This is a genomic window from Streptomyces capoamus (assembly GCF_014654935.1).
GTDB lineage: Bacteria > Actinomycetota > Actinomycetes > Streptomycetales > Streptomycetaceae > Streptomyces > Streptomyces capoamus.
On record NZ_BNBF01000016.1, the window covers coordinates 51191 to 66557 of the forward strand.

Below are 15367 nucleotides of genomic sequence, written 5' to 3' on the forward strand. Positions count from 1 at the left end.
AGGGGGGTGTGCCGGTCGCCGTCGCCGACCGGGGTGTCCGGTGCGCCGGCGCCCGGGGCCGCGCCCGCGTCCCCGTCCGCGTCCGCGTCCGCGTCCGCGTCCAGCAGGATCCGGGTGTACGGGCCCTCGGGCAGCCGGCCGGCGGTCTCGATGGCGGTGATCACGGCGTCGGGCCGTACGTCCTCGAAGAGGAACGCGACGCGCTCGGCCGGGTACTGCGGGTCGACGGGCAGGTAGCCGGCGCCGCTCTTGAGCACCGCGAGGAGGGCCACGAGCAGGTCCGCGGTGCGGGGCAGGCAGAGGGCGACGAAGCGCTCGGGCCCGGCGCCGGCGGCGATGAGCCGCCGCGCCAGCCGGTTGGAGCGGGCGTCGAGTTCGCGGTAGCTGAGGCAGGTGTCGCCGTGCCGCACGGCCGGGGCGTCCGGGGTGCGCTCGGCCTGCCGGCGGAACGCCTCGGGCAGGGTGTCGTACGGCGCCTCGGCCACGCGTCCGCCGAAGCGGTCCACCAGCGCGCGCCCCGCGGCCGGCTCCAGCAGCGGCAGCTCGGCCAGCGGACGGTCCGGGTCGGCGGCCATGCCGGTGAGCAGGGCGCGCAGGCTCTCGCCGAGTGCCCGCACCGTGGTGGCGTCGAAGGCGGCGGGGTCGTAGTCGAGGTGCACGTCCAGGGTGTCCCCCGGCGCGACGACCACACTGAGCGGGTAGTTGGTGGGCTCCAGGTCCTGTTCCTGTTCCATGGCGAGGCCGTGCCGGGCCAGCGCGCCCTCGTCGAAGGGGTAGTTCTCGAAGACCACGATGGAGTCGAACAGGCCGGTGCCGCCGGGCACTTCGCTCCAGGACTGGACCTGGGCCAGGGAGACGAAGTCGTGGCGGCGCGCCTCGGACTGGGCGGCCTGCAGATCGCGAAGCCAGTCCAGCAGCGGGCGGGTCCCGTCGACGCGGGCCCGGGTGGGCAGGGTGTTGATGAACAGGCCCACCATGGTGGTGACGCCGGGCAGTTCGGCGGGCCGGCCGGAGACGGTCGTACCGAACACCACGTCGCTGCCGCCGCCGTAGCGGGACAGCAGCAGCGCCCAGGCGCCCTGGAGGACCGTGTTGAGGGTGAGCCCGGCCCGCTGGGCGGTCTCCCGCAGCCGCGCCGAGACGTCCGCGCCGAGGGTCATGCGCTCCGACCCGGAGGAGGAGGCGCGGTGGGCCTCGGCGGGCCGCCGGTCCCGGGGCAGTTCGGTGGGCGCCTGGAAACCGGCGAGGGTCTCGCGCCAGTACCGTTCGGCCCGGCCGGTGTCCCGCCCGGCGAGCCAGCGCAGGTAGTCGGCGAAGGGCCTGCGCTCGGGCAGCTGCGGGCGGCGCCCGCAGGTGAGGGCGGCGTACCGCTCGCAGACCTCGTCGAAGACCTGGGCGGCGCTCCAGCCGTCGAGCAGGACGTGGTGGAAGGTCCACACCACGCGGACCCGGTCGGGTGCCAGCCGGATCAGCGTCAGCCGCATCAGGGGCGCCGAGCCGAGGTCGATGCCGGCCTGCCGGTCCTCTTCGAGCAGCCGGTCCAGCTCGCGCGCGCCGCTTTCGGCGGGCCGTCCGGACCAGTCGTGGAGGGTGACGGGCACGGTGGCCCGGTGCCGGACGACCTGGAGCGGTTCCGGGGTCTCCTGCCACACCAGGCCGGTGCGCAGCACCGGGTTGGCGTCGGCGGTGTCCTGCCAGGCCTGCGCAAGCGCGGACGGGTCGGTGACACCGGACAGCACGAGCTGCACCTGGTTGACGTAGGTGCGGCTGTCGGCGTCGAGCAGGCTGTGGAAGAGCATGCCGGCCTGCATCGGGGTCAGCGGGTAGATGTCGGCGACGTCCCGGCCGTCCCCGGCGATCCGGTCCACGGCGGCCTGGTCCAGGCGGGCCAGCGGGAAGTCGGAAGGGGTACGGCCGCCCGCGCCGGGGCGGGCGCAGTGCGCGACGATGTCGGCCAGGGCGTGCAGCATGCCCTCGGCGAGCGCGGCGACCGTCTCCTCGCGGTGCCGTCCGGCGCCGTAGAACCAGGTGATCTGCAGCTGGTCGTCCTCCACCCGGGCCACGACGTCCAGCAGGTGCGGCCGCTCGCTGCCGGGTGCCTCGGCGCCGCCCAGGCCGCCGGGCACCGCCCCGATCAGGGTGCCGCCGCCGGCGGACCAGTCGAAGCGGCCCAGGTAGTTGAAGGTGATGCCGGGCGCGGGCGCGGCGGCGAGCCGGGGCTCGCGGGCGAGGTGCCGCAGGACGCCGTAGCCGAGTCCCCGGTCGGGTACGGCCCGCAGCTGCTCCTTGACCGACTTCAGGGCCGTGCCCCAGTCCTCCGCCGGCACGGTGAGGGCGACCGGGTACAGGGAGGTGAACCAGCCGACCGTGCGGGACAGGTCGACGTCCTCGAACAGCTGGTCCTCGCGGCCGTGTCCCTCCAGGCCGACGGCGACGGTGTCGCGTCCGGTCCAGTCGGCGAGGACCCGGCCGAGCGCGGTGAGCAGGACGTCGTCGACGCGGGTGCGGTAGACACCGGGGACGCGGCGCAGCAGGCCGTCGGTGCGCTCGCGGTCCAGGCGTACGGTCACCTCGCGGACGTCGGCCATGGTGGTGCCGCCGTCGCCGTCGGCGGGGAGCGGCTCGGCGCAGTGCCGGGCGGCCCGTTCCCAGAACGCGAGCCCGTCGGCGAAGGCGCCGGCCCGGTCGCGCAGCCGCCGGGTCCACTCCGGCAGGGAGGTGGTGCGGGCGGGCAGCCGTACCGGCTCCGAGGCGACGGCCTGCGCGTAGCCGGTCTCCAGGTCCTCCAGCAGGATCCGCCAGGAGACGCCGTCGACTACCAGGTGGTGGGCGACGAGCAGCAGCCGGGCGGGCCGGGTGCCGTCGGCGGTGAACAGGCGCGCGGTGAACAGCGGGCCGGTCTCCAGCCGGAGTCCGGCGTGGGCCGCCGCCGTGACGGGTTCCTCGGCCCGCCGGTCGTGGACCTCGAGCAGCTCCGGGACCGGGTCGTCGGCGGTGATGTCCTGGCTCCACGAGCCGTCGCCGGCGGCGCGGAACCGGGCGCGCAGGGCGTCGTGGTGGGTCCACAGGGCGGTGAGGGCGCGGCGCAGGGCGTCCTCGTCGACCGGACCGGCGGCCTCGATGACGACGGACTGGTTGAAGAAGGCGGGGTGCGCCGGCCGCGGGTCGAGGAACCAGTGCTGGATCGGGGTGAGGTCCGCCGGTCCGCTGACCGGTCCGGTGCCGGCGACGGCGGGTGCGGCGTCGCCGCCGGCGGCGGCCAGCTCCGCGACGGTGGGGTGCCGGAAGAGGTCGCGCGGGGTGAGGGCGAGTCCCGCGGTCCGGGCCCGGGAGACCACCTGGATGCTGAGGATGGAGTCGCCGCCCAGCGTGAAGAAGTTGTCGTCCACGCCGACCCGTTCGACGCCGAGCAGCTCGGCCCAGATACCGGCGAGGACCCGCTCGGTCTCGGTGCGCGGCGCCCGGTGGGCACGGTCGCCGCCCGCCGACCAGTCGGGGGCGGGCAGCCGCCGCCGGTCGACCTTGCCGTTGGCGGTCAGCGGCAGTTCGGCCACGGTGACGAACGCGGCGGGCAGCATGTAGTCGGGCAGTGCGGCCGCCAGGTGGGCGCGCAGCTCGGTGGCGCCGGGCAGGTCGGTGCCGGCGGCCGGCACCAGGTGGGCGGCGAGCCGCTTGCGGCCGGCGTCCTGGTAGAGGGAGACGACGGCCTCGGCGACGGCGGGGTGGGCGGTGAGCAGCGCCTCGATCTCGGCGGGTTCCACGCGGAAGCCGCGGATCTTGATCTGGTCGTCGGCGCGGCCGACGAAGTGCAGTTCGCCGTCGGCGCTCCAGCGGACGAGGTCGCCGGTGCGGTACATCCGGGTGCCGGGCGGACCGTAGGGGTCGGCGACGTAGCGGGCGGCGCTCGCGCCCGGCCGGCCCGCGTAGCCCCGGGCCAGTCCCGCGCCGGCGATGTACAGCTCGCCCGGGATGCCCGGCGGTTGCGGCTGGAGGGCGGCGTCGAGGACGTGGACGCGGGTGTTGTCCAGCGGGCGGCCGATGGGCAGCACGGCGGGCAGCGGGTCGCCGGCGCGGAAGACGCGGCGGGTGGCGAAGGTGGTGGTCTCGGTGGGGCCGTAGCCGTCCACGACGGTCAGGCCGGGGCAGGCCTCCAGGACCCGGCGCACGGCCGCGCCCGGCACGGCCTCGCCGCCGGTCCACACCTCGCGGGCGCCGCGCAGGCAGCCGGGGTCCTCCTGGGCCAGCAGCCGGAACAGGCCCGCGGTCAGCCACAGGCAGGTCACGCCCTGTTCGGTGACGGCGCGCCGGACCTGGGCGGCGTCGAGGTCGGCCGGCGGGGCGAGCACGGCGGTGCCGCCGCGCAGCAGCGGCACCCACACCTCGTAGGTGGCCGCGTCGAAGGCGTGCGGCGAGTGCACGAGGACCCGGTCGTGCCCGGTGAAGGCCCGGTCCCGCGCGAGGTCGGCGACGTCCCGCTGGCGCACGGCGACGCCCTTGGGGGTGCCGGTGGAGCCCGAGGTGAACATCAGGTACTGGATGTTGTCGGGGTGCACGGGGTGCGCGGGCTGCGCGGGTGCGGGGCCGTCCGCGCCGGACCCGGCGGTGTCGACGCGCAGGACGGCGTCGCCGGGCAGCAGTTCCCCGGCCGTCCGCGCCCAGACCGTGTCGGTGAGCAGCAGCTCGGCCCCGGCCTCGGCCAGCGTCCGGCGCAGCCGCTCGACCGGTGCCCGGCCGTCCAGCGGCACGTACACCCCGCCGGTGCGGACCAGCGCCAGCTGGGTGACGATCAGGTCCACGGAACGGTCCATGAGCACGCCGACGGGACGTTCCGGCCGCACGCCGAGCCCGGTCAGGCGCGCCGCCAGCCCGGCCGCGAGCGCGTCGAGCCGCCGGTAGGTGAGGCGGTCGTCGCCGGCCTCCAGGGCCACGGCGTCGGGGGTACGGCGGACCTGCGCGGCGAAGAGCTCCGCCACGGTGGTCTCGGGCAGGCCGGTGCCGGTGTCGTTCCAGGCGCGCAGCACCTGCTCGCGGCGGCCGGGGGCGAGCAGCGGGAGCCGGGCCGGCGGGCGCGCGGCGCCGCTGGGCACGTGGGTGAGCAGGACGGTCAGGTACTCGGCCATCCGCTCGACGGTGCCGGCGTCGAACAGGTCGGGGTCGTAGCCCAGGCGCAGGGTCAGCTCGGGGCCCGGGTAGGCGGTCAGGCTGAGCGGGTAGTTGGTGGTCTCGACGCCCTCCAGGCCGCTCAGCCGCAGCCCGTGGGCGGCGGCCAGGTCGTCGTCCACCGGATAGTTCTCGAACACGACGATGCTGTCGAACAGGCCGACCTGCTCGGGCAGTTCGGCGAACGTCCGGATCCGGGTGAGCGGCAGGTGGTCGAAGCGCCGGTCCTCGCTCTGGTCGTGCTGGAGCGCGCGCAGCCAGTCGGTCAGGGTTCCTTCGGCGGGGACCGCGACCCGGGTGGGCAGGGTGGTGATGAACAGGCCGGTCATGGCGTCGGCGCCGGGCAGCTCGGGCGGCCGTCCGGACACGGTGGTGCCGAACACCACCTCGTCCCGGCCGGCCTGCCGGGCCAGCAGCAGCGCCCAGGCGCCCTGCACCAGGGTGTTCACGGTCAGGCCGGCGGCGCGGGCCAGCTCCTCCAGCGCCCGGGTGACGGCCGCGGGCAGCGCGGCGCGGACCTCGTGCGTGGACTCGGCGCGGTGGGCCTCGCGCGGCTCCCGGTCGTAGGGCAGCGGTGTGGCCTCGGCCAGGCCGGTCAGCCGGTGCCGCCAGTGCCGTTCGGCGGCGGCCTGGTCGCGCCCGCGCAGCCAGGCCACGTAGTCCGCGTAGGGGGGCCGGTCCGCGAGGGTGTCGGGGCCGGTCCCCGCGTGCCGGGCGAAGACGTCGGAGAGCACCTGGAACAGGCTCCAGCCGTCCAGCAGCAGATGGTGGAAGGACCACACCACGCGCACCGCGGTGTCGGAGACACGGGCGAGGAGCAGCCGCTGGAGCGGGGCCCGCCCCAGGTCGATGCCCTCCGCCCGGTCCCGGGCCAGCACGTCGTCCAGCCGGGCGCGGCGCTCCCCCGCCGTCAGGTCCCGCCAGTCCAGGTGGGTGACCGGCACGGCCGCGTGGCGCTGCACCACCAGCAGCGGCTCGGGCACGTCCTGCCAGACGACCCGGCCGCGCAGCACCTCGGTGCGGTCGGTGACCTGCTGCCAGGCGGCGGCCAGGGCCCGCGGGTCGGGCACCCCGTCCAGCTCGAACGTCAGCTGCTGGAAGTAGACCCCGCGGTCGTCCTGCGACAGGCCGTGGAAGAGCATGCCCGCCTGGGTGGGCGTGAGCGGGTACACGTCCGCCACCGACGCCGGGTCCGCGCCCGTGATCCGGTCCACGGCGGCCTGGTCGAGGCGGGCCAGCGGGAAGTCGGACGGGGTGCGTCCGGCGGTCCCCGGCCGGGTGGCGTGCCGGGCCAGCCCGCTCAGCGCGTCCGCGAAGCGCCGGGCCAGCTCGGCGACCGTGTCCTCCCGGTGCAGCCGGTCCGAGTAGAACCAGGTGAACTCCAGGCTGTCCCCGTCGAGCTGGCCGACGACCTCCAGGGCGTGCGGGCGCTCGGCCGCCGGGTCGGCGTCCAGCTCCAGCGGGCGTACGGTGCCCCGGTAGAGGCCGTCGCCGCCCTCCGGCAGGCCCATCCGGCCCAGGTAGTTGAAGCTGATCTGCGCGGCCGGGGTACGCGGTGCCGCACCGGGACCGGCGAGGTGCCGCAGCGCGTCATGGCCCAGTCCGTGCCGGGGTACGGCACGCAGCTGCTCCTTGACCTGCTTCAGCACGGTGTCCCAGCCGGCGTCCTCGGGAACGGCGAGCGCGACGGGGTACCGGGTGGTGAACCAGCCGACCGTGCGGCTGATGTCCAGCTCGGGGAAGAGTTCCTCGCGGCCGTGCCCCTCGACGTCGACGACCACGCGCTCCCGGCCGGTGCCGGCGCACAGCGCCCGGCCGAGGGCGCTCAGCAGGACGTCGTTGGCCTGGGTGCGGTAGGTGTCGGGCAGAGTGCGCAACAGGGCGGCGGTGTCCTCGGGGGTCAGCCGTACGGTGACCGCGCGCTGCGAGGCGTAGGTGTTGGTGCCGTCCGGCAGGTCGGCGGGCAGGGCGGGCCCGGTGTCGGGCACGGCCCGGGCCCAGTACTCCCGCTCGTCGGCGAAACCGCCGTCGGCCGCGTGGGCGTTGAGCCGGCGGCTCCAGCCGCGCAGCGGGGAGGACTTCGCGGGCAGCGCGGCCCGGCCGTCCTCGCCGGCGCGCCGGGCCCGGTAGGCGCGGTCCAGGTCGTCCAGGAGCAGCCGCCAGGACACCCCGTCGACCACCAGGTGGTGGACGGCCAGGTGCAGGACGCGGGGCCGGCCGGCTCCCGGGTCGTGCAGGACGGCCCGCAGCAGCGGCCCCCGGGCCAGGTCGAACGGGCCGAAGTGCGGGGTGTCCGGGTCCGGGCCGGTGTGCCGGGCCAGGGGGACGCGGGGCGCCTCGTCCGCGATGTGCCAGCGAACCCCGGGGGCCGTGTCGTCGGCGGTGAAGCGGGAGCGCAGCGCGTCGTGGTGGGCGACCAGGTCGTTCAGCGCGTCCTCCAGCGCCGCCGGGTCCACGTCGTCGGGCACGCGGACGGACAGCGCCTGGGCGTAGTGGCCGGCGCGTTCGGCGGCGGTGTCGAACAGCCAGTGCTGGATCGGGGTCAGCGGAACGGTGCCGGTGGCCGCCTCGGGCGCGGGCGCGGCCTCGCGCGGGCCCCGGGCGGCGTCCGCGCAGCGGGCCAGGGCGGCGACCGTCTGGTGCCGGTAGACGTCCCGGGAGGTCAGCGGCAGGCCCTCCTGCCGGGCGCGGGCCACCACCTGGATGCTGAGGATCGAGTCGCCGCCGAGTTCGAAGAAGTTGTCGTCGACGCCGATCCGTTCGGCGCGCAGCACCTCGGCCCAGATCGCGGCGAGGACGCGCTCGGTGGGGGTGCGCGGGGCGACGTGCCGTACCGCGCGGACGGCGGGGCCCGGGTCGGGCAGCCGGCCGCGGTCGAGCTTGCCGTTCGGGTTCAGCGGCAGGGCGTCCAGCACGACGACGGCCGACGGCACCATGGAGGCGGGCAGCGTCCGGCCGAGTTCCCGGCGTACGGCCTCCGGTTCCACCCGTTCGCCGGGGGCCGGGACGACGTAGCCGGCCAGGCGCCGGTGGCCGTCGCCGTCGGTGGTCGTGGTGGCCGCGGCCTCGGCGACGCCCGCGCATCCGCGCAGGGCCTCCTCCACCTCGCCGAGTTCGATGCGGAAGCCGCGCACCTTGACCTGCTGGTCGATACGGCCCACGTATTCGAGCACGCCGTCGGCGCGGCGGCGCACCAGGTCGCCGGTGCGGTACATGCGCTCCCCCGGCGCGCCGAACGGATCGGCGACGAACCGCGCGGCGGTCAGCCCCGCCCGGTTCAGGTAGCCGCGGGCCAGTCCGCCGCCGCCGAGGTACAACTCGCCGGTGACGCCGACGGGCTGGGGGCGCAGCGCGTGGTCGAGGACGTAGGCCCGGGTGCGGGCCACGGGCTCGCCGATGGGCGGGGCCTGTTCGGGCAGCCGGTCCCCGGCGCACCAGGCGGTGGCGTACACGGTGGCCTCGGTGGGGCCGTAGATGTTGGCGATCCGGCAGCCGGGCAGCGCGAGGCGCAGGTCGTGCAGCGTCTGCGCGGGCAGGGCCTCCCCGGCGAGGACGACGGTGTCGGCGGTCACGGGTGACGTACCACCCGCGATCAGTCGGGAGACGACGGACGGCACCCCGCTGAGCAGCCCGGCCCGCCGGGGGCCCGTGCCGTCGGTGAGGGCCGGCAGGTCGGCGACGACCTCGACGGTGCCGCCGGCCGTGGTCGGGCAGAGCAGCTCGAAGACGGAGACGTCGAAGTTGAGGGAGGTGGAGGCGATGACATGGCCGAGCCCCCGCTCCCCGAACCGCTCCGCCGCCCACGCGGCCAGCGCGGCGACCGTGCGGTGGGTGACCACGACCCCCTTGGGGCGGCCGGTGGAACCGGAGGTGTAGATGACGTACGCGGGGTGGTCCGGCAGCAGCGGCCGGGGCCGGTCGGCGTCGGTGACCTCGGTGTCGGGCACGGCCGGGTCGGCGCAGTCCTCCAGCAGCAGCGGCGCGCAGTCCGGGGGCAGGGCGGCTGCGGTCTCCCGGGTGGCGATCACCAGGGCGGGCCGGGCGTCGGCGAGCATGAAGCGGACGCGTTCGGCGGGGTAGGCGGGGTCGACGGGCAGATAGCCGGCGCCGGCCGTGAGCACCGCCCACAGCACGGGCACGAGGTCGGCGGTGCGCGGCAGGCAGAGCGCGACCAGGGTCTCCGGACCGGCGCCGCGCGCGAGGAGCAGCCGGGCCAGCCGGTTGGCGCGCCGGGCCGCCTCGGCGTACTCCAGCCGGTCCGGGCCGCAGACCACGGCGGTACGGTCGGGGGTCCGGGCCGCCTGGGCGTGGAACAGGTCGGGCAGGGTGGCGGCCTGGGTGTCCCGGGACCGGCGGGCAGGCGGGTTCCAGGTGTCCACCAGCGTGCGCTGCTCCTCGGCGGACAGCATGGGCAGTTCGGCCAGCGCGCGGCCCGGGCCGTCCGCCATGCCCTCCAGCAGGCGATGCAGATGGGCGGTCAGCCGGGCCACGGTCGCCGTCTCGAACAGGTCCGTGTTGAACTCGGCGGTCAGCACGCAGCCGCCGTCCGCGTCCGGGGTGAACTCCAGCACCAGGTCGAAGCGGGCGGCGGGGCGGGGCAGCGGGTGCTCGGCGAGGCGCACCCCGCCGGACAGCGGCGGCACCGGCAGCGCGGTCTGCTGCACCACGAGGGCCTGCACCAGGGGGGTGCGGCTCGGGTCCCGCGGCGGGGCCAGCTCCTCGACCACCCGGTCGAACGGCACCCCGTCGTGCGCGAAGGCGTCCAGGACGGTCGTCCGCATGCTCTCCACGAACCGGTCCACGGTGGCCCGCTCGTCCACCTCGCCGCGCAGTACCACCGTGTTGGCGAAGAAGCCGGGCACGTCCTCCAGGTCCCGCCGGCCGCGGCCGGTGGTGACGGTGCCGAACGCGACGTCCCGCTGCCCGGAGTAGCGGGAGAACAGCAGCGCACAGGCGCCGGCGAACAGGGTGAACACGGTGGTGCCGCGGCCCGCGGCCAGCTGCCGCAGGCGGGTCACCAACTCGGCGGGCAGCGTGTGCCGGTGGGCGGCCCCGGCGGTGGTGCGCACGGCGGGACGCGGCCGGTCGGTGGGCAGCTCCAGCTGCTGGATGCCCGCCAGGTGCCGCTTCCAGTAGGCCAGGTCGTCGGCGTCCGCGTCACCGGCCCGCTGCCGTCGCTCCCACACCGCGAAGTCGGGGTACTGCACGGCCGGCCGGGCGAGTCCGTCGGGCTCGCCGGTGGTCTCCGCGTGGTAGAGGGCGGCGAGTTCGCGGGTGAGGACGCCCACCGACCAGCCGTCGGTGACGATGTGGTGCTGCGCCAGGAGCAGCAGGTGGTCGTCGGCGGCCAGCCGGACCAGCAGGGCCCGGGTGAGCGGGCCGGCCGCCAGGTCGTAGGGGCGGCTCAGCTCCTCGGTGAGCAGTGCCTCGGCGGCCTCGGCGCGGCGCGCGTCGGGGACGTCGGTGAGGTCGGCGGTGGAGAGGGGGAGTTCGGGTTCCGGCGCGACCCGCTGGACGCCCTGGCCGTCGACGGTGGCGAAGGTGGTGCGCAGGGAGGCGTGGCGGGCCGCCAGGCGGTGCAGGGAGCGGCGCAGCGCGTCCGGGTCCAGGGGGCCGCGCAGCCGCAGGGACACGCCGGTGTTGTACTCGGAGCCGCCGTCGGTGAGGTCGTCGAGGTACCACAGCCGCCGCTGAGCACTGGACAGCGGCAGGGCGGCCCCGGCGGGGGCCGGCGGTATCGGCTCGGACGGGGCCGCGGCGGACGGGTCGCCGAGGAGCGCGGCCAGGGCGGCGACCGTCCGCGCGGTGAACACGTCCCGCACGGTCAGCCGGACGCCCAGCTCCTCCCGGATCCGGGCCAGGACACGGGCGGCGAGCAGGGACTCGCCGCCCAGCTCGAAGAAGTCGTCGGTCACCCCGACCGCCTCGGCGCCCAGCACCTGGGCCCAGATCGCCGCGAGGGCCGCCTCCCGCTCCGAGCGCGGCGCCACGTGTCCGGCGGCGGCCGAGCGTTCCGGAGCGGGCAGCGCCTTGCGGTCGATCTTGTTCTGCGGGGTGAGCGGCATCCGGTCCAGCACGACGATCGCCGACGGCACCATGTGGGCGGGCAGCGTGGCGGCGAGGGCCGCACGCAGAGCAGCGGGGTCGAGGGAGCCCGCGGGGGCGTCCGGACCGCCGCCGGGGGCCGGGGCGGTGTCGGCGGTGGGCCGGGGGGCGGCGGAATCCGGGGTGGTGTCGGCGTCGAGCCGGGGAACGCCGGAGGCCGGGGCGGCATCGGCGCTAGGCCGGGCGGCGGGGAGCGGAGCGGTGTCGCCGGGGGCCGGGGCGGCATCGGCGCTGGGCCGGGGGTCGGCGGGGAGCGGGGCGGTGTCGCCGGGGGCCGGGGCGGTGTCGGTGGTGGGCCGGGGGCCTCTGGAGGGCGGGGCGCTGGCCGGCGTGACGTAGGCGACGAGGCGCTGGTGGCCCGGCGTGTCCTCGCGTACCACGACGACCGCCTCGCCGACGGTGCCGGCGCCGGTCCGGCGCAGGGCCGCCTCGATCTCGCCGGGTTCGATGCGGAAGCCGCGGATCTTCACCTGCCGGTCCAGCCGGCCCAGGAACTCCAGCTCCCCGTCGGTGGTCCAGCGCGCCCGGTCGCCGGTGCGGTACAGCCGGGCGCCGGGCGGGCCGAACGGGTCGGCGACGAAACGGGCGGCGGTCAGCCCGGGCCGGCCCAGGTAGCCGCGGGCCACGGCGTCGCCGCCGACGCACAACTCGCCGTCCCCGCCGGCCGGTACGGGACGCATCCGGGCGTCGAGGACGTACACCCGGGTGTGCGGCAGGGCGCCGCCGATCGTCGGGGTGCCCCGGCCCGCGGTGAGCGGCCCGGTCCAGGTGGCGACGATGGTGGCCTCGGTCGGCCCGTAGGAGTTGATCATGCGGCGGCCGGGGGCCCAGCGGTCCACGAGGCCGGCCGGGCAGGCCTCCGCACCCACGATCAGCGTGCGCAGATGGCGGGCGGTGCCCTGCGCGGGGTCGGGCAGGGTGGCCAGCGCGGCCGGCGGGATGAGGGCGTGGGTGATGCGGTGCTCGTCCAGGACCGCGGCGAGTTCGTCACCGAGCCAGGGGCCGTGCGGCGGGACGACGAGCGTGGCGCCGGCCAGCACGGAGACGAACAGCTCCAGCACGGAGGCGTCGAAGCTCGGCGAGGAGAACTGGAGCACGCGGTCGCCCGGGCCCACCGCGTACCGGTCGGCGGCGGCCGCGGTGAAGCCGCCGATCCCCCGGTGCGTGACCGTCACGCCTTTGGGGGTACCGGTGGAACCGGAGGTGTAGATGACGTAGGCGGCGTGGTCGGCGTCGGCCTCGGTACCGGCCCCCGGCCCGGCGCCGTCCCCGGTGTCCAGCAAGTCGCGGACCGTGCGCGGGTCGTCGAGGGTGACGGCGGGCGCGGCGTCGGCGAGCATGAGCGCGCGGCGCTCGGCGGGGTAGGCGGGGTCCACGGGCAGGAACGCGGCGCCGGCCCGGGCCACGGCCAGCTCGGCCGCGATCAGCTCCATGGAGCGCGGCAGGACGAGGGCGACCACGCGGTCCGGTCCGGCTCCCCGCCGGACCAGGTGCGCGGCCAACCGGTCGGCGCGGGCGGCGAGTTCGCGGTAGCTCCAGGTGCGTCGGCCGTCGGTGAGGGCCGGTGCGTCCGGGGTGCGCGCCACCCAGGCGGCGAACAGCTCGCCGAGCGTCGGGTGCTCCGCCGCGTCGCTCTCCGGCGCGTCGGCGGCGGGGCCGGTCTGCTGCGGCAGGCAGGACGCCGGGGCGGGCTTGTCGTGCAGGTCCGTCATGGGTGAAGTCCTTCGGAGAGCGGGGCGATGCGGCGCCGGTGACCGCCCGGGGGCGGTGCGCTGGACCGGGTGGTCCACCGGGTGTGCGCGACGGTGCTGCGGAGCGTGGGTGCCGGGCCGGGGCGGGCCGGACGACGATGGCGACGATGGCGACGGGGGGAACGGGCAGGTCACCTGAGCGGTGACAGCGGCGGGTGCGGGTGCCGGCCGGTCCGGCCACGGGCGGCACGGGCCGCCCGGTTCCGGCACGGGTGACGCCGGTGCGCGGCGGGAGGGCGGGCTCCCCGGGCGCCGGTGTCCACCAGGGCCGGGAACCGGACCTGGGTGCCGGCCGCGCCGGTCAGCCGTCGGCGGTGCGCCGGGCCGTGCGGCCGGAGATCTGCACCCGGTCGATCCTGCCGGTGGCCGGATCGCGGTGGAACCGGCCCCCGGGTTCGAGGCGCCCGGTGTCCGGATCGCGCAGGTCGCAGGAGAGGTCGGCGTAGCAGACCAGCGGGAGCGGCAGGTCGCCGTCCACGGACAGGGCCGGCGAGCCGTCCGGGCCCGGTGCCACGCGGTAGGTGGTGGCGCCGTTGCGGTAGGTGCCCGCGCACTCGGGCAGGGTGACGGGGCGGCCCCGCTCCGCGGCCCATGCGCCGGCGGGCACGCGTACGCCGGCCAACTGAGCAAGTTCTTCGGTGAGTTCGCGCCACAGCGCGGTGGCACCGCCCGCGTTGCCCGTGAAGGCGACCACCACTGCGCTCTCCGGGTCGGCCCGCAGGTGGCAGGACGTGCCCTGGGCGTTGCCGTCGTGCCCGCACCACACGCGGCCGTCGTGCTGGTAGAGGGCGAGTCCGGCGCCCCAGCCGTCGGCCAGGGTGCCGGGGCGGGCGGCGGACTCGGCGCGGCGCATCTCCTTGGCGACGGCGGGCGGCAGCAGGTCCCCGCGGCCGATGAGCGCGCTGCCGAAGGCGGCCAGGTCCCGGGCACTGGCGAGCAGCGCACCGGCGGGGGCCTCCAGCGGAGCGAGGTTCTGCCGGGCCGGACGGGCCAGTCCGGTCGCGGTGTTGACGGCGTGCCCGGCGGCCACGGGCCGGGCGGGGGCCGCCTCACCTATGAACGCCGGTACGGCACCGAGGGGTTCAAGGAGCAGGACCCGGACCGCCTCGTGCCACGGCATGCCGGTGACCGTCTCCACCAGCCGGCCGGCGGCGACGTAGCCGGCGTTGGAGTAGGAGAAGTCGGTCCCTGGCGCGAACAGCGTGTCGCCGGCGGTGCAGACGGCCGCGAGATAGCGGGCGGCGGTGGTCGTGGCGGCGGTGTCCGAGTCGGGCCCGGTGGGTAACCCACCTATGTGGGCCAGAACATGACGGACGGTAACCTCGGGGACCTGGACCAGTTCCGGGAGGTGTTCGGCGACGGGCTCGTCCAGGTCGAGGTCGCCGTCGTCGGCCAGGAGCATGACGAGCGCGGCCGTGTAGGGCTTGGTGAGCGATCCGAGGGGGACGGCGGTGTCCGCGGTGAAGGGGGCGGACGTGGCGGTGTCGGCCGTACCGGTGTGCACGGATATGAAGTGCGAGCCGGTGTCCAGGGCGAGTTGGGCGCCGGGCACCCGGTGGGTGCGGGCGAGGGTGTCGAGCCGGTCCTGCAGCTCCCGGCGCAGCAGGGACGGCGTCCGGGAAGGGGCCGGAGCGGCGGGGAAGGTGTACGGCATGAGAAGGGGACTCCCGTTGGATGGGTCTCATGTGCGGGTGTTTCCGGTCCGGCCCGTGAGCGGTAGGGGGGCCGGCCGGTGCGCGGTACGCGCTCGGGTTACGGTCTGCCGACCTCGACGGGCAGCCGGCGTACGCCGATGATGACGGCCGGGTTCTGGTGGACGACGTCCTCGTAGGAGGGGATCGCCAGGATGCGGAATCGTTCATGCAACATACGCAGAGCGATCCGTGCCTCCAGCCGGGCCAGCGGCGCGCCGAAACAGAAGTGGATGCCGTGCCCGAAGGTCAGATGGGGATTCGGACTTCGGGTCACGTCGAGGACGTCGGGCGCGTCGAAGCGGGCGGGGTCCCGGTTGGCGGCGCCCAGGTGAGCCATGATCAGGCTGTCGGCGGGGATCTCGTGGCCGCCGAGGACCACGGGCCGGGTGACCCGCCGGCCCAGCTCCGGGAAGGGCGGCAGCCAGCGCAGCACCTCCTCGACGGCGGCCGGGATCCGCGCGGGGTCGGCACGCAGCGCGGCGTCCGTGCCGGGGTGCCGGTCGAAGGTGACGACGGCGTTGCCCAGCAGCGCGGTGGTGGTGATGTGCCCGGCCACCAGGAGCAGCGCCACGAACCCGACCATCTCCTGGTCGGCGAGGCGGACGCCGTCCACCTCGGCGGCGATGAGTCGGCTGGTGAGGTCCTCGCCGGGACGGG

The 15367-nt window shown here is 76.5% G+C and carries 3 protein-coding genes; all 3 read right to left on the bottom strand.

Annotation, left to right across the window (positions count from 1 at the left end):
• Positions 1–12977 (bottom strand): non-ribosomal peptide synthetase (locus IE312_RS41610; protein ID WP_229900360.1); only part of this gene is annotated, 12977 nt, incomplete at its 3' end.
• 340 nt (positions 12978–13317) lie between these two features.
• Positions 13318–14670 carry a serine hydrolase domain-containing protein gene (locus IE312_RS23785; RefSeq protein ID WP_189984362.1) on the bottom strand — a complete coding sequence of 451 codons (1353 nt, stop codon included), beginning with the start codon at positions 14668–14670 and terminating at the stop codon, positions 13318–13320.
• A 98-nt stretch (positions 14671–14768) separates the two neighbouring features.
• Positions 14769–15367: cytochrome P450 (locus tag IE312_RS41615; protein WP_229900361.1), on the bottom strand; the 599-nt coding region annotated here is incomplete at its 5' end.